This window comes from Streptomyces sp. NPDC090021, assembly GCF_044748225.1.
GTDB lineage: Bacteria > Actinomycetota > Actinomycetes > Streptomycetales > Streptomycetaceae > Streptomyces.
Genome location: NZ_JBIVFO010000010.1, coordinates 144,094 through 159,328, shown reverse-complemented (window position 1 = coordinate 159,328; position 15,235 = coordinate 144,094). Strand labels below are relative to the sequence as shown.

The window sequence follows — 15,235 nt, the reverse complement described above, 5'->3', positions numbered from 1 at the left end:
CCGGGTGGTGGGGGCGGTACTCCGAATACTCCGAACACGCCCAATACTCCGAACACGCCGGGTGGTGGGGGCGGTACTCCGAATACTCCGAACACGCCCAATACTCCGAACACGCCGGGTGGTGGGGGCGGTACTCCGAATACTCCGAACACGCCCAATACTCCGAACACCCCTGGATAATCCGAGGTGTGCAGAGCGCCGCGCAGTGAATTCACTGCGCGGCGCTCTCATGGGCGTCAGGCCTCTGGCGCCTACACGTTCGGCGTGTTCGGCGTGTTCGGCGTGTTCGGCGTGTTCGGGGTGTTGGGCGTGTTCGGCGTGTTGGGCGTGTTGGGCGTGTTGGGCGTGTTCGACGTGTTGGGCGTGTTCGGCGTGTTGGGCGTGTTGGGCGTGTTCGGGGTGTTGGGCGTGTTCGGGGTGTTGGGCGTGTTCGGGGTGTTGGGCGTGCCCGATTCGGTGAGTGCGTACGGGGCGTACGGGGTGTATGGCGTATACGGGGCGTATGGCGCGTAAGGACCGTACGCTGTCGGAGCTGCGCCTGTGCTCGGCGTCGCGTACTGGGCGTACGGCGTTTGGGCGAGTCGCACCAGGTGGGTGAGCTGCGGCAGCTGGGGGAGTTGCGGGAGCGGGGGAAGGGCCGGGAGCTGCGGCATGGCTGCCCGAGGCGTCCGCACCGCTGCCGTTCCCTGGTCCGCGTGGGCGGATCCGGCACCCAGGGCGACCAGTGCCCCTGCTGCCAGGGCGACGGTCACGACCTGCTGAAGCTTGCGCATGTACCCTCCGGGGCTTGCTTCCGCGCGCATCCGGTCACGCAATGCGCTGATTCGATCGCCGAAAATACACAAATGGGTGGGTTTCGGGTCGGCGGGCCGGCCCGCGTCGCCGTTCCATCACCCGTTTGTTCCGTCCGGGGGCCCCGAAAGCCGGAAGGCCCGGCCCCCAAAGGGGCCGGGCCTTCCGTGTGCTGCCGCTGCCGCTGCCCCTGTTGGGCTCAGCGGGGTGATCAGGCCTCGAAGACCTCGTTCAGCAGGAGCTGCTGCTCCGCCTGGTGGCGCTTCGCGGAGCCCACCGCCGGGGACGAGCCGTGCGGGCGCGAGATGCGCCGCAGGCGCTCGCCCGCCGGGACGTCCGCGCCGACCGCCAGGTCGAGGTGGTCGATCAGGTTCAGCGCGATGAACGGCCACGCACCCTGGTTCGCCGGCTCCTCCTGGGCCCAGATGTACTTCGCCGCGTTCGGGAACTTGGCGATCTCGGCCTGGAGCTCCTCACCCGGGAGGGGGTACAGGCGCTCGATGCGGATGATCGCGGTGTCCGTGATGCCGCGCTTCTCGCGCTCGGCCTCCAGGTCGTAGTAGACCTTGCCGGCGCAGAAGACGACCTTGCGGACCGCGCTCGCGTCCACCGTGGAGTCACCGATGACCGGACGGAACGAACCGGTCGTGAACTCCTCCGCCTTCGACGCCGCCGCCTTCAGACGCAGCATCGACTTCGGGGTGAAGACGACCAGCGGCTTGTGGTGCGGGTTGTGGACCTGCCAGCGCAGGAGGTGGAAGTAGTTCGACGGGAGCGTGGGCATGGCCACCGTCATGTTGTTCTGCGCGCACAGCTGGAGGAAGCGCTCCGGGCGGGCGGACGAGTGGTCCGGGCCCTGGCCCTCGTAGCCGTGGGGGAGGAGCAGGGTGACGCCGGAGGTCTGGCCCCACTTCTGCTCGGCGGAGGAGATGAACTCGTCGACGACGGTCTGCGCGCCGTTGACGAAGTCACCGAACTGGGCCTCCCACAGGACCAGCGCGTCCGGACGGGCCAGGGAGTAGCCGTACTCGAAGCCCATGGCCGCGTACTCGGAGAGCAGCGAGTCGTAGACGTTGTAGCGGGCCTGGTCGTCCGACAGGTACAGCAGCGGGGTGTAGTCCTCGCCCGTCTCCCGGTCGATGAGCACCGCGTGGCGCTGGCCGAAGGTGCCGCGGCGGGAGTCCTGACCGGACAGCCGGACCGGGGTGCCCTCCATCAGCAGCGAACCGAAGGCCAGGGTCTCGCCCATGCCCCAGTCGATGGTGCCGTCGTCGATCATCGCCGCGCGGCGCTGCAGCTGCGGCAGCAGACGCGGGTGGACGGTCACGCCCTCGGGGATGCTGACCTGGGACTCGGCGATCCGCTTGACGACGTCCTGGGAGATCGCGGTGTTCACCGCGACCGGGAACTCCTGCGCGGTCTGCGCGGGCGTGACCGGGGCGCTGACGGCCGGGGCCGTGGAGGCCTCGCGGACCTCCGCGAAGACCTTCTCCAGCTGGCCCTGGAAGTCCTGGAGCGCCTGCTCGGCCTCTTCCAGGGTGATGTCGCCGCGACCGATGAGGGACTCGGTGTAGAGCTTGCGCACCGAGCGCTTCTTGTCGATCAGGTCGTACATCAGCGGCTGCGTGAAGGCCGGGTTGTCGGACTCGTTGTGGCCGCGGCGGCGGTAGCAGATGAGGTCGATGACCACGTCCTTGTTGAACGCCTGGCGGAACTCGAAGGCCAGACGGGCAACGCGCACGACCGCTTCCGGGTCGTCGCCGTTCACGTGGAAGATCGGCGCCTCGATCATGCGGGCCACGTCGGTCGCGTACATCGAGGAACGCGAGGACTCCGGGGCGGCGGTGAAGCCGACCTGGTTGTTGATGACCACGTGCACGGTGCCGCCGGTGCGGTAGCCGCGCAGCTGCGACATGTTCAGCGTCTCGGCGACGACGCCCTGGCCGGCGAAGGCCGCGTCGCCGTGGAGCGCGAGCGGGAGGACCGTGAAGTCCGTGCCGCCCTTGTTGATGACGTCCTGCTTGGCGCGGGCGACACCCTCCAGAACCGGGTCGACCGCCTCCAGGTGGGAGGGGTTCGCGACGAGCGAGACCTTGATCTGCTCGCCGTCGAGGCCGGTGAAGGTGCCCTCGGCGCCCAGGTGGTACTTGACGTCGCCGGAGCCGTGCATGGACTTCGGGTCGAGATTGCCCTCGAACTCGCGGAAGATCTGCGCGTACGACTTGCCGACGATGTTCGCGAGGACGTTCAGGCGGCCACGGTGGGCCATGCCGATGACGACCTCTTCGAGGCGGGCCTCGGCGGCCGAGTCGATGACGGCGTCGAGCAGCGGGATGACGGACTCGCCGCCCTCCAGGGAGAAGCGCTTCTGGCCGACGTACTTCGTCTGCAGGAAGGTCTCGAAGGCCTCGGCGGCGTTCAGGCGGCGCAGGATGCGCAGCTGCTCCTCGCGCTCCGGCTTGGTGTGCGGGCGCTCGATGCGGTCCTGGATCCAGCGGCGCTGCTTCGGGTCCTGGATGTGCATGAACTCGACGCCGGTGGTGCGGCAGTACGAGTCGCGCAGCACGCCGAGGATGTCGCGCAGCTTCATCATCGACTTGCCGGAGAAACCGCCGACGGCGAACTCGCGCTCAAGGTCCCACAGGGTGAGGCCGTGCTCGGTGATGTCGAGGTCGGGGTGCTTGCGCTGCTTGTACTCCAGCGGGTCGGTGTCGGCCATGACGTGGCCGCGGACCCGGTAGGAGTGGATCAGCTCGAAGACGCGGGCGGCCTTCGTGACGTCGTCGTCGTGGCTGGCGTCGATGTCGCGGTTCCAGCGGACCGGCTCGTACGGGATGCGCAGCGACTCGAAGACGGAGTCGTAGAAGTCGTTCTCGCCGAGCAGCAGGTTCGCGACGATGCGCAGGAACTCGCCGGAGGCCGCGCCCTGGATGACCCGGTGGTCGTAGGTCGAGGTCAGGGTCATGACCTTGGAGATGCCCAGCTTGTTCAGGGTGTCCTGCGAGGTGCCCTGGAACTCGGCGGGGTAGTCCATGGAGCCGACGCCCATGATGACCGACTGTCCGGGCATCAGGCGGGGCACGGAGTGGACGGTGCCCAGGCCGCCGGGGTTGGTGAGGGAGCAGGTCACACCGGTGAAGTCGTCCATCGTCAGCTTGCCGACGCGGGCGCGGCGGACGATGTCCTCGTAGGCCTGCCAGAACTCGAAGAAGTTGAGGGTCTCGGCCTTCTTGATGCCGGCGACGACGAGCTGGCGGTCGCCGTTGGGCTTCACCAGGTCGATGGCGAGGCCGAAGTTCACGTGGTCGGGCTTGACCAGGGTCGGCTTGCCGTCCTTCTCCGCGAAGGAGTAGTTCATCGACGGCATGGCCTTGATGGCCTGAACCATCGCGTAGCCGATGAGGTGCGTGAAGGAGATCTTCCCGCCCCGGGCCCGCTTGAGGTGGTTGTTGATGACGATGCGGTTGTCGAACAGCAGCTTCACCGGGACGGCGCGGACGGACGTGGCCGTCGGGACGTCGAGGGAGGCGTTCATGTTCTTGGCCACGGCAGCCGCCGGGCCGCGGAGCGTCACCAGCTCGGGGCCCGCGGGGGCCCCGGTGGTGGGCGCGGCCTTCTGCGGGGCTACGGAGGCGGGGGCGGGCGCGGCCGGTGCGGCGGCCGGGGCCTGGGAGGTGACAGTCACAGCAGGGGCACCAGAGGGGATGGCAGGAGCAGGGGCAGGAGCTGACACAGGCGGAGGAGTCGGCGTCGCTGTATGCGCGGGCGCGGCGTCCGCCGCCCCCGTGGCGGCGTCGGCGACCTGCGGGGTCCCGGCGGCGGTGGCGGCCTGTGCGGAGGCGCCGTCCGTCGGTGTGGACTTGTCGGAACCGGCCGACGTCACCGGAGCGGCAGCGCCCCCCGGCTTGTAGTCGGCGAAGAAGTCCCACCAGGCCCGGTCGACCGACTGCGGGTCCTGGAGGTACTGCTGATAGATCTCGTCGACGAGCCACTCATTCGCGCCGAAGCCTGAGGCAGGGTTCTTCCCGCCCTCTGCTGCTTCGGTCGTGGTGCTCGAGTTACTGGGGGACTGTGGCGACACGGCGGCAACCGCCCTCTTCCGCTTCACAAGGTATGGACAGCGGGAATAAAGGCTACGCCTCCTCGGCCGCTGCATGCAGGCCGGGCGGGACTTACGTCATGCAGGTCACATCGAACGGCGGGTTTCATGACGTGGAATGGCGGGAAACCAGCCTGGTTCGGGTAGGCGGTACCGAGGTTGCGGCCCTCTTGGCTTCGCACCCCTGACGGACCCCGGGTACGTGTGGCCGAGATCATGTCCTTCCCAGTCGAACCCTACGTCAACACGGGACCTACGAGCTGCCCGGAAGGGTGACGAGGATGCGGCAGCCCCGAGACGATTCGGCCACCCCGATCCGCCCGCCGTGCAGCTCCACGGCCCAGCGGGCGATCGCCAGGCCCAGTCCGGTGCCGCCGTCGCCGCCGCGGGCGCTGCCCCGGTTGAACCGCTCGAAGACCAGGTGCCGCTCGGCCTCCGGGATGCCGGGGCCCTCGTCGCGGACCTCCAGCGCCAGGCTGTCGGGCACCTCGCCGGCCCGGGCCCGGACGGTGACCCGGCCGTGCGGGGGGCTGTGCTTGACCGCGTTGTCGATCAGGTTGGCCACCACCTGGTGCAGGCGTTCGACGTCCGCGTACGCGGCCAGATCGGGCGGGAAGACGTCCAGGTGCAGGTGGACGTCGTTGCGCGTGTGCCCGCCGGAACCCGAGAGCAGCCCCGGCCGCCCGGCGGCGGCCAGCCCCGACTCCTTCAGCACCCCGGACAGGTACGGCCACACCTCGAAGCGGCGGGCCTTCAGCGGCACCACGCCGTTGTCCACCCTGGACAGGTCCAGCAGGGTCTCCACGAGCCGGCCGAGGCGCTCGGTCTGCTTGAGCATGGTGCGCATGGTCTCCGGGTCGGCGTCCGAGACCCCGTCGACCACGTTCTCCAGCACCGCCCGCAGCGCGGCGATCGGCGTGCGCAGCTCGTGCGACACGTTGGCGACGAGCTCCTTGCGGTGCCGGTCCACCGCCTCCAGGTCGTCCGCCATCAGGTTGATCGTGGAGGCCAGGTCGCCCAGCTCGTCGCGGCGTCCGGCGCCCCGGACCCGCCGCGTGTAGTCGCCGTGGGAGATCGCCCGGGCCACCGTCGTCATGTCGTCCAGCGGGGCCGTCAGGCTGTGCGCCACGAACTGCGTGATCAGCATCGAGGCGATCACCGAGAAGACGGTGATGAACCGCAGCTCGGTGTCCGTGCGCAGGGCCACCAGCAGCAGGCCGGTCGTGATGAACACCGAGACCACCACGAGCGTGCCGAGCTTGGTCTTGATCGAGAACGGCGAGAAGGGCCGCAGCCCGCCGGTGGGCCGCTGGCGCCGGCGCGGCTCCTCCGCCCGGCCGTTCACGGCTGGGCCGGGGTCTCCAGGGCGTACCCGACGCCGTGGACCGTACGGATCCGCTCGGCGCCGATCTTGCGCCGCAGGGCCTTGATGTGGCTGTCGACCGTACGGGTCCCGGAGGCGTCGGCCCAGTCCCAGACCTCGGCGAGCAGCTGTTCCCGGGAGAGCACCGCCCGCGGGGTCCCGGCCAGGCACACCAGCAGGTCGAATTCGGTCGGGGTCAGGTGGACGTCCTCCGTCTGCACCCGGACCCGGCGCTGCGCGTGGTCGATCTCCAGGTCGCCCAGGCGCAGGGTGGCGCCGCGCGGGGTGTGCGCGGCGATCGTGGCCCGCTCCACCCGCCGCAGCAGGACGTGGACCCGTGCGGCCAGCTCGCGCATGGAGAACGGCTTCGTCATGTAGTCGTCCGCGCCGACGCCCAGGCCGACCAGCATGTCGGTCTCGTCGTCCCGGGCGGTGAGCATGAGCACCGGGACCGGGCGCTGCGCCTGGACCCGGCGGCAGACCTCCAGCCCGTCGAAGCCGGGCAGCATGACGTCGAGGACCAGCAGCTCGGGCAGCCAGCTCTCCGCCGCGGCGACGGCCGCGGGACCGTCGGAGGCCGTCTGCACCTGGAAGCCCTCGGCGCGCAGCCGGGCCGCGATGGCCTCCGCGATGGTGCGGTCGTCCTCGACGACGAGCACACGCCGCTGGGCGCCGGGCGTTGCCGCGGCGCCGGTGTGGGTGGTGTGTGTCTGTTCCATGTCCGCCCCTGAAGATCCCGCTGACTGGGGTGCAGCGTAGAGGAGGCTCCGGCCTGCGGCTACGTGGGGTTCGGACACGGCATATGCGCTGGACCGGAGTAAATGGAATGGGTTGTACCGGGTAGCGGACACCCCGCGGGACCGGCACCCGGCGGGTCGGGCGGTCAGCTGCCCCACCGGCTTCGATCTCGCCGGATCCCTTTTGCCGGGTCCCTGCAAGGCCGGTCGGCGGCCGTACGGGAGGACCGGGTCGTGGGTGTCGTCCCGCACATCGGGCCGGGAGGCGGCGACCGGCGCCGCCGCACGCCCGGCGGTCTCCGGGTGGGTGCGCGTGCCGGAGAGCGGGGCGGCCGTGGCGGCCGCGCTGTGCGGGGTCCTGGACCGGCTGCCGCGCGGGCTCAGCCCCCGGTGAACGGAGGCAGCGCCGCCACCACCCTGACCAGCTCCGGCGACAGTGCCCCCTGCCCGCCCGCGACCTCGTAGCCGCCGTGCACGAACGCGTAGAAGAACCCGTCGTAGATCTTCGGGCCACCCGTCGCGATCCGGGGCTGAGCGGGGAAGTCCGCCTCCCGGAGGGCGGTGCGCAGGGCTGTCAGCTCCTGCTCCGACAGCTTCCCGGTGCCCTCGCCCTTCGCCTTCGCGTCCAGCCGGGACCACGAACCGTCGCCCTTGACGACGAGGGTGTGGGTCTCGCCGGCGAAGCCACCGCTGCGGGTGACCCGGACCAGGGTCTCGCCGGGGGCGGGCACCGTGCCGGTACTCGCGCTCCGGCTCGGGGCGGGGCTCGGAGTGGGGCTCGCGCCCGGACTCGTACCAGCGCTCGCACCTGAGCTCGTGCCGGCGGTCGTACCTGCGCTCGTGCCGGCGGTCGTACCGGCGCTCGTGGTGATGGCGCCCGGTCCTGCGGAGCCCTTCGGCGGCGCGTCGTCGCCGTCCCCGGAACCGGACGGTCCGCACCCCGCGAGGACCACCGCGCCCAGAAGTACCGCCGCCACTGCCCGGAACGTGCGCACACCCACCTCCGCAGACACTCGGGTCCACCCCCGAGTATGGAGCCCGCACCCCCGATCCGACAGCTTGCCGACAGCTCCAGGAGGCCGCCATCCGCCGCATCGCGCCATGGCGCCTGCTCCCGCCGCTGCTCGCCGCGGCCCTCGGGCTCTGGGGCCTGGAACGGGGCGGCAGCATGTGGCGCGACGAGTCCGTCACCTGGCAGGTGGCGCACCGCTCGCCCGGCGCGATCTGGGACCTCCTCGGCCGGGTCGACGCCGTGCACGGCCTGTACTACGTCCTCATGCACGGCGTCTTCCAGGTCTGGGACGGTGGCCTGTGGGCGCTGCGGCTGCCCTCCGTCGCCGCCACCGCCCTCGCCGCCGCCGGGGTGGCCGCCGTCGCGCACCGGCTCGTGGGGGAGCGGGCCGCACTCATCGCCGGCTGCGCGTACGCCGTACTGCCGCCCGTCCAGATGTACGCCCAGGAAGGCCGCTCGTACGCGCTGGTCGCGGCGGCCGTGGTGTGGGCGACGTACCTGATGCTCCGCGAGCGCTGGGCCGCCTACACCGTCGTGCTGCTGATCGGCTGCTGGCTGCACGAGTTCGCCGCGCTGGCCCTGCTCGCCCACGCCTTCACCGCCCGGCACGCGCGCGGCTGGCGGTGGAGCGCCGCGACCGTCGTCGCCCTGCTGCTGCCGCTCGCCGCGGTGAGCGTGCGCCAGGCGCACCAGCAGCTCGGCTGGCTGGGCCGGCCGAGCTGGCAGGACTGGGCCGCGTACGCCCTGGTGGGCGGCGCCTGCCTGCTGCTCGCGCGGGGCGCCCCGAAGGACCTGGTCCGGGTGGCGCTGCCGCTCGTACTGCTGCCGCCCGGCCTGCTGATGGCGCTCTCGCTGCTCAATCCCTGGTACGTCGACCGGTACGTGCTCTACGCGCTCGCCGGGCCCGCCCTGCTGGCGGGCGCACGGCTGGCCGCCGCCCGCGGAGGCTGGCCCTGGGTGCTGGCGGGCGCCCTCCTCGCGTCCTCCGGCGTCTGGTCGGCGTGGCTGCGCACCCCGGAGAGCCGCAAGGACGACGTCCTCGCGGTGGCCGCCGCGGTACGGGAGCGGGCCCGCCCGGGGGACGCGGTGGTGTTCATGCCGTCCCGCAGGCGCGAATGGCTGCTGTCCTCGCCGGAGGTCTACGAGGGCCTGCGCGACCCCGCCCTCGCCGCCGGCCCCACCGCCTCGCACAGCCTCCAGGGCACGGAGCTGCCCCCGGAGCGGATCCGCGCGGCCCTGCTCGCGTCGCCCCGTGTGATCGCGCTGCTGGACCCGGCGGACCAGCCGCTGGACCCGTACCCGCGCGAGGTGGTCAAGCGCGAGGTACTGGCGAGCCGCTTCGACCTCTGCTCGATCACCGAAGTCCGTGGCGCCCGCATCGCCCTCTACGCCTCCCCGGGCAGTTGCCCCGACGCCCGTTAGATCTCCGTGCCCGCCGTGCCCGGCCCGCGGTGCGCCCTGCACCCCTCGTCCTCCGTACCGCGCTCACCCGTCGCGCCGGCCGCCACGAGGTCCGCCCTCCGGGCGCCGACGCCCTTCGGCCCGGCCGGAATGCGACCGCCGCCCCCGGCCGCGGGCCCTTCGCCGGGGAGATCCCCCGGAGTACGTCGTACCGGTGCGCGGACCGGCCCCGTCCGGTTCCCGCCCGGTTCCGCCCGGTGGACGGAGAGGCCGCCCGTGCAGGGGCGGGCGCACGGTCGGCGGGGGCGCACCGGAGGATGGGGGCGACCGCGTCGCACAGCCGGCGGCCGTACCACCCGCCGGGCGGGTACGGCCGGCCGAGCCATCAGGAGGTGCTGCCGTATGCCCACGTCCGACCGCCCCGTGCCCTGCGAGCCCGGGCCCGCGGACCCCGGACCGCTGGTCGGGGCCGACTGGCTGGCCGCCCGGCTGGGCGACCCCGGCGTGGTCGTCTTCGACGCCTCCGTCGGCGCCCACCGCGCCGCCGGCCGGCGCATCCCGGGCGCCCGCCCCTTCGACCTCGACGGGGCCCTCTCCGACCACACGGCTCCCGCCCCGCACACCATGCCCGGAGCGGCCGACCTCACGGAGGCGCTGAGGTCCCTCGGTCTCGACGACGCCGACACCGTCGTCGTCTACGACGGCGCCGGCGTCTACTCCAGCGCCCGTGCCTGGTGGATGCTGCGCGCCATGGGCTTCGACCGGGCCGCCGTCCTCGACGGCGGACTCCCCGCCTGGACCGCCGCCGGCCTGCCCGTCGAGGACTGCGGCCCGCGGTACGAGGGCCCGCGCGGCTCCTTCACCGCCCGGCCCCGCCCGGGCCTGCTGATCGATGCCGAGGGGGTCGCGGCCGCCCTCGCCGATCCGGCTGCGGCCGTCCTCGACGCCCGTACCCGCGAACGCTTCGAGGGCACCGCCCCCGAACCCCGTCCCGGCCTGCGCGGCGGTCACATGCCGGGCGCCGTCAGCCTGCCGTTCGCCGAACTCCAGCTTCCCGGCGGCCTGATGCGCCCCGCCGCGGAGCTCCGCGCGGCCTTCGAAGCGGCCGCGGGCGGCCGCGAACGCCTCCGCTTCAGCTGCGGCTCCGGGGTGACCGCCTGCGTGCTGGCCCTCGGCGCCGACCTCGCCGGCTACCGGGACCTGGCGGTGTACGACGGCTCCTGGAGCGAGTGGGGCCTGCCCTCCCCGCTGCGCCCGGTCGCCACCGGCCCGGGCGCGGGAGGGGAAGTCCCCGGGTCGGCCGAAGACGGCCGACCGCGCCTTCAGCCGCTCTGACACCCCGCCGGTGCAGGGCCGCAGGCGGAAGGCGGAAGGCGGAAGGCGGAGGCCGGGACGGCGACGGGGCCACCTTCCCGGCTGACCGGCGGAGCAGGCGGTTCCGGTCCGTTCGCCCCCGGCGAACGGGGGTTGGGGAACACAGGGCGGCGTAGATGCATTGAGTCGGCATAGCTCAACTTCACTGCCGGAGGGAAGATCATGGCTTCGACGTCCGTAACGCTCACCCTGCCCGTGCTGCCGCTCGATGACGAGGTCGTGCTGCCCGGAATGGTGGTCCCGCTGGACCTGTCCGACGCCGAGGTGCGGGGAGCCGTCGAGGCGGCCCAGGCCGCGGCGGGCAGCAGCGGCAAGCCCCGGGTACTGCTCGTGCCGCGGATCGACGGCAAGTACGCGGCGACCGGTGTGCTCGGAACGGTCGAGCAGGTCGGCCGGCTCTCCGGCGGCGACCCGGGCGCCCTCATCCGCGGTCTCGGGCGCATCCGCATCGGCGCGGGCACCACCGGGCCCGGAGCGGCGCTCTGGGTCGAGGGCGAGACCGTGGACGAGTCCGTCCCCGATCCGCTGCCGGGCGCCGTCACCGAACTCGTCAAGGAGTACAAGGCGCTCGCCACCAGCTGGCTCAAGAAGCGCGGGGCCTGGCAGGTCGTGGACCGCGTCCAGCAGATCGAAGGGGTCTCCGCCCTCGCGGACAACTCCGGGTACTCGCCGTTCCTGACGGTCGAGCAGAAGGTCGAGCTGCTGGAGACGGCCGACCCCGTCGCCCGCCTCAAGCTCGCCGTCAAGGCACTCAGCGACCACCTCGCCGAACAGGACGTGGCCGAGTCCATCGCCAAGGACGTCCAGGACGGCGTCGACAAGCAGCAGCGCGAGTTCCTGCTCCGGCGCCAGCTGGAGGCCGTGCGCAAGGAACTGCGCGAGCTGAACGGCGAGAAGGAGGGCGAGGAGTCCGACGACTACCGGGCCCGCGTCGAGGCCGCCGACCTCCCCGAGAAGGTCCGCGAGGCCGCCCTCAAGGAGGTCGACAAGCTGGAGCGGTCCAGCGACCAGAGCCCCGAGGGCTCCTGGATCCGCACCTGGCTGGACACCGTGCTCGAACTGCCGTGGAACGAGCGCACCGAGGACCGGTACGACATCCAGGGCGCCCGGGCGGTGCTCGACGCCGAGCACGCGGGCCTCGGCGACGTGAAGGACCGCATCACCGAGTACCTGGCCGTGCGCAAGCGCCGCAACGAGCGCGGCATGGGCGTCGTCGGGGGCCGTCGCGGGGGAGCCGTGCTCGCGCTCGTCGGCCCGCCCGGCGTCGGGAAGACCTCGCTGGGCGAGAGCGTGGCCCACGCCATGGGCCGCAAGTTCGTCCGCGTCGCACTCGGCGGGGTACGGGACGAGGCCGAGGTACGCGGCCACCGCCGGACCTACGTCGGCGCCCTGCCGGGCCGCATCGTCCGGGCCGTCAAGGAGGCCGGGTCGATGAACCCGGTCGTGCTGCTCGACGAGATCGACAAGGTCGGTTCCGACTTCCGCGGCGACCCCGCGGCCGCCCTCCTGGAGGTCCTCGACCCCGCCCAGAACCACACCTTCCGGGACCACTACCTGGAGGTCGAACTGGACCTGAGCGACGTCGTCTTCCTGGCCACCGCCAACGTGCTGGAGGCCATCCCGGAGGCACTGGCCGACCGCATGGAAATCGTCCGGCTCGACGGCTACACCGAGGACGAGAAGGTCGTCATCGCCCGCGACCACCTGCTGCCCCGCCAGCTGGAGCGCGCCGGGCTCGCCGCCGACGAGGTGGTCCTGGAGGAGGACGCCCTGCGCAAGCTGGCCGGCGAGTACACCCGCGAGGCGGGCGTACGCACCCTGGAGCGGGCCGTCGCACGGCTGCTGCGCAAGGTCGCGGCCCAGCACGAACTGGGCGAGCGCGAACTCCCGTACACCATCGGGGCCGGTGAGCTGCGGGCACTGATCGGACGCCCGCACCACGTGCCCGAGTCCGCCCAGGACCCGGCCGAGCGGCGCACCGCGGTCCCCGGCGTGGCCACCGGCCTCGCGGTGACCGGCGCGGGCGGTGACGTGCTCTTCGTGGAGGCATCCCTGGCCGACCCGGAGACGGGCGCCGCCGGACTGACCCTCACCGGCCAGCTCGGCGACGTGATGAAGGAGTCGGCGCAGATCGCCCTGAGCTTCCTGCGCTCGCACGGCGCCGAACTGGAACTCCCGGTCGCCGACCTCAAGGACCGCGGCGTGCACATCCACTTCCCGGCGGGCGCGGTGCCCAAGGACGGCCCCAGCGCGGGCATCACCATGACCACGGCCCTCGCCTCGCTGCTCTCCGGGCGGCAGGTGCGCACGGACGTGGCCATGACCGGCGAGGTCTCGCTGACCGGGCGGGTCCTGCCGATCGGCGGGGTCAAGCAGAAGCTGCTCGCCGCCCACCGGGCGGGCCTGACCACCGTGATCATCCCGAAGCGCAACGAGGCCGACCTCGACGACGTCCCGGCGGAGGTGCTGGAGGGGCTGGAGGTGCACCCGGTGACCGACGTCCGCCAGGTGCTGGAGCTCGCCCTCGACGGGGCGCAGGTGCCGGTCACCGCCGCCGCCTGACGGCTGTCCACCCGCTTCCCGACGGTTTCCCGGCGGCCCGGATCCCCGCTGCGGCGGGGCCCCGGGCCGTCCGCGCACCCGCTGCGAAATACTGGCCCTCACCCACCGGGGTGCCACACAGCGGAGAAGGAGCGGGACGTGCACGGGAGTGAAGACCAGGAGTTCCTTGCCCTGGAGCGGGAGCTGTCCGTCTTCCTCCGGCGGGCCCGTGCCTCCTCCGGCGAGATGGCCCGCGAGCTCCACCCCGAGCTGGAGCCCGCCGCGTACGGGCTGCTCGTCCGCCTGGAGGCCGCGGGCCGGCAGCGGGCCACCGACCTCGCCGCCTACTTCGGCGTCGGCAAGGCCACCATGAGCCGGCAGTTGCGGGCCCTGGAGGCACTGGGCCTGGTGGCCCGCGAGCCGGACCCCGCCGACGGGCGGGCCTTCCTCGTCGGCCTCACCGAGGAGGGCCGCGAGCGCTTCCTGCGGGTACGGGGCGCACGACGCGAGCAGTACATGCGCAAGCTCGCCGGCTGGGACCGCGGCGAGGTGGCGGAACTGGCGCGGCTTCTGCACCAGTTGAACGCCGGTACCGAATAACGGCACCGAACGCCGGCACCGAACAGCGGCACGGACGGCGCCACCGGGCGGCCGCACCGAACACCCGCACCCGGGCCCGCACCCGCACCCCGCACCCGCACCCGGCACCCGGCACCCGCACCCGGCACCCGCACCCGGGCCCGCACCCGCACCCGGGCACGCGGCCCCGACGCTCCGCCGGACGCGGCCTCAGAGCTCCGCGTAGATCGCCGAGGCGTCGTCGTGCCGCTTGGACCGGGGGGCCGACGGGTGCGCCGGGCCGGACTCGACGGCGCGGACCCGGGCGATCAGGCCCTCCGCGCCCTCCTTCCGCAGCACCTCCAGGCATGCGGCCCAGTCGCCCTCCCCGAACGTGTCCGTCCAGCGGCTGGCCCCGTCCGTGAGCGCGGCCACCGCCCGCACCCGCCCGCGCGGGGTGCGCCCCGTGACCGACCGGGCCGCCACCGCCGGGTCCGCTGCCGCCGTGAAGAAACCACCCTCGGCGTTGCGCAGGGCGTCCGTCGCGGCCACCGACCGCAGCACCTCCCGCGGCAGCCGGTCCAGCCGGTCGTCGAGCACCGCGGTCACGCCGCCCCCGGGTGCCTGGAGGAGGAGCACGGAGTCCGAGAGCACGAGGTGCTCCACGTACGCCTCGTCCCAGCGGACCACGACGACCGTCGCCTGCGGAGTCCTGACGTGAGAAAGGTCACAGGTGTCGCGATGGGCCTCGGCCGTGGTGCGGACGGCCTCGGCCAGGATCCGGTCCAGCGGCATGTCCCATCGCGATCCGGACAGTTCGGTCAATCGGCCGCCGAGTCGGGCCGTGAACCACGGCACTCCGTGCACGCATCCGTCCTCGCCCGCCGGAGGGGTGACCCCGTCCAGGACCACCAGCACCCCGCCGCCCGAAGCGGGCGCCGAGGCCGACACCCAGTCCTCATTGGGGCGTTCCCGGTTGCCGGGGGCTGTCGCGAGGTCGATGCGCATACGGGCATTCTGCCCGGCGGGGCCCGCGGAGCCGGGGCAGGTACGTACCAAGTCGGGGAGGAGTCGGGGGCTCCCCGCGCCCGGCGCGTCCGGCTCCGGAGCGGCAAGACCCCGGCGCGGCACGGCCGATGTGGGCGGGCATACTGCCAAAGGCCGCATCGATCTTTCAACCGTCTGTCCACGGAGCCGCTTCTGGGCCGCGTTCCCGAGTTGGTCGCCAACTCATCCGTGATGTTCACTCGTTCGAGTGGCCGGGTGGGCGATGTGCGGCTCTCTCCCCAACACGCTGCAAAGGTCTGAGGCGGGTACGAGGGGGCAGGGGGCGTTTACTTGTTGACCGGCCGTTACCT

The 15,235-nt window shown here is 72.6% G+C and carries 11 protein-coding genes; 6 read left to right on the top strand and 5 right to left on the bottom strand.

The annotated features are described in order from the left end of the window. The first annotated feature begins 264 nt into the window (after window positions 1–264). Window positions 265–513, top strand: coding sequence for a hypothetical protein (locus ACIPXC_RS10355; protein WP_401615495.1), 249 nt, complete (start codon window positions 265–267; stop codon window positions 511–513). 490 nt (window positions 514–1,003) lie between these two features. Here ACIPXC_RS10355 and ACIPXC_RS10350 read toward each other — a convergent pair whose 3' ends face one another. From ACIPXC_RS10350 to ACIPXC_RS10340, 3 genes are all read right to left on the bottom strand, one after another. Beyond that, entirely contained in the window at window positions 1,004–4,873 is a 3,870-nt protein-coding gene (locus ACIPXC_RS10350) for a multifunctional oxoglutarate decarboxylase/oxoglutarate dehydrogenase thiamine pyrophosphate-binding subunit/dihydrolipoyllysine-residue succinyltransferase subunit (RefSeq protein ID WP_401615493.1), read from the bottom strand. Window positions 4,874–5,144: 271 nt separating this feature from the next. Further along, on the bottom strand, window positions 5,145–6,236 hold the full coding sequence (locus ACIPXC_RS10345; protein WP_401615491.1) for an ATP-binding protein: 1,092 nt from the start codon (window positions 6,234–6,236) through the stop codon (window positions 5,145–5,147). Beyond that, window positions 6,233–6,973, bottom strand: a complete 741-nt coding sequence (locus ACIPXC_RS10340; protein WP_401615489.1) for a response regulator transcription factor — start codon at window positions 6,971–6,973, stop codon at window positions 6,233–6,235. The genes ACIPXC_RS10345 and ACIPXC_RS10340 overlap by 4 nt, the downstream gene beginning before the upstream one ends. Before the next feature lie 256 nt (window positions 6,974–7,229). Between ACIPXC_RS10340 and ACIPXC_RS10335 the strand changes: the two genes are divergently transcribed. Next, the gene (locus ACIPXC_RS10335; protein ID WP_401615487.1) at window positions 7,230–7,385 is read left to right on the top strand and encodes a hypothetical protein; all 156 of its coding nucleotides are present in this window, start codon (window positions 7,230–7,232) and stop codon (window positions 7,383–7,385) included. On the opposite strand, the gene ACIPXC_RS10330 is transcribed toward ACIPXC_RS10335, so the two are convergent. Further along, the gene (locus ACIPXC_RS10330; protein ID WP_401615485.1) at window positions 7,372–7,968 is read right to left on the bottom strand and encodes a hypothetical protein; all 597 of its coding nucleotides are present in this window, start codon (window positions 7,966–7,968) and stop codon (window positions 7,372–7,374) included. The genes ACIPXC_RS10335 and ACIPXC_RS10330 overlap by 14 nt on opposite strands. Window positions 7,969–8,159: 191 nt before the next feature. On the opposite strand from ACIPXC_RS10330, the gene ACIPXC_RS10325 reads away from it, so the two are divergent. From ACIPXC_RS10325 to ACIPXC_RS10310, 4 genes are all read left to right on the top strand, one after another. After that, entirely contained in the window at window positions 8,160–9,425 is a 1,266-nt protein-coding gene (locus tag ACIPXC_RS10325; protein ID WP_401615483.1) for a hypothetical protein, read from the top strand. Window positions 9,426–9,806: 381 nt separating this feature from the next. After that, window positions 9,807–10,739 carry a sulfurtransferase gene (locus tag ACIPXC_RS10320; protein ID WP_401615481.1) on the top strand — a complete coding sequence of 311 codons (933 nt, stop codon included), beginning with the start codon at window positions 9,807–9,809 and terminating at the stop codon, window positions 10,737–10,739. Window positions 10,740–10,940: 201 nt separating this feature from the next. Next, window positions 10,941–13,340: an endopeptidase La gene (gene lon / locus ACIPXC_RS10315; protein WP_401615479.1), complete on the top strand. Its 2,400-nt coding sequence runs from the start codon at window positions 10,941–10,943 to the stop codon at window positions 13,338–13,340. A 138-nt stretch (window positions 13,341–13,478) separates the two neighbouring features. Then, window positions 13,479–13,919 (top strand): MarR family winged helix-turn-helix transcriptional regulator, encoded by a 441-nt coding sequence (locus ACIPXC_RS10310; RefSeq protein WP_401615477.1) that lies wholly within the window; start codon window positions 13,479–13,481, stop codon window positions 13,917–13,919. Window positions 13,920–14,108: 189 nt separating this feature from the next. Here the strand turns inward: ACIPXC_RS10310 and ACIPXC_RS10305 are convergent, their stop codons facing one another. Continuing rightward, window positions 14,109–14,885 carry a protein phosphatase 2C domain-containing protein gene (locus ACIPXC_RS10305; RefSeq protein WP_401615475.1) on the bottom strand — a complete coding sequence of 259 codons (777 nt, stop codon included), beginning with the start codon at window positions 14,883–14,885 and terminating at the stop codon, window positions 14,109–14,111. Window positions 14,886–15,235: the final 350 nt, after the last annotated feature.